Origin of the sequence: Micrococcus sp. HG099 (genome assembly GCF_024723355.1) — a bacterium.
Classification (GTDB): Bacteria; Actinomycetota; Actinomycetes; order Actinomycetales; family Micrococcaceae; genus Micrococcus; species Micrococcus endophyticus.
In genome coordinates this window covers 1-487 of record NZ_JANQCJ010000301.1, presented here as the reverse complement: position 1 = coordinate 487, position 487 = coordinate 1, and the positions used below count along the sequence as shown (strand labels likewise).

Sequence of the window (487 nt, the reverse complement as noted above, 5' to 3'; positions counted from 1 at the left end):
GGCCAGCGCCGGGTCGTCGCCGGGCGCGGCCAGCACGGCCTGCCGGGCGCCCTCCACGAGGCTGACGGCCCCGGGCGTCTCCTCCAGGGCGTCCATCTCCGCCCCGGCGAGCCGGGCATGCGCCTCGCCGGAGGCGGCCCGCAGCTCCTCGACGTCCTCCAGCCGGCGGATGAGCTCGCGCAGCTCGGCGTCCTCCCCGGCGCGCGGCTCGGCGAGGTCGATCTCCTCGAGGGAGCGCTGCAGGGCCTCCGCCTCGCGGGCGCGCTCCTGGCGGTGGGCGGTCAGCTCGTCCCGCTCCCGACGCGCGGCGCTGACGGCGGCGTGGTCCGCGCGGTAGGCGCGCAGCGCCGCGGCGAGCTCGGCGCCGCCGAAGGCGTCCAGGGCGCGGCGCTGCGCCTCGGCGCCCTGCAGGCGCACCTGGTCGTTCTGGCCGTGCACGGCCACGAGGGTCGCCCCGATCTCGGCGAGCAGGCCGACGGGCACGGTC

1 pseudogene is annotated in these 487 nt (G+C 80.1%); it reads right to left on the bottom strand.

Features of this window, described 5'->3' with window-relative positions:
• A pseudogene (locus NWP10_RS12330) lies at positions 1-487 on the bottom strand (DNA repair protein RecN); the annotation flags it as partial.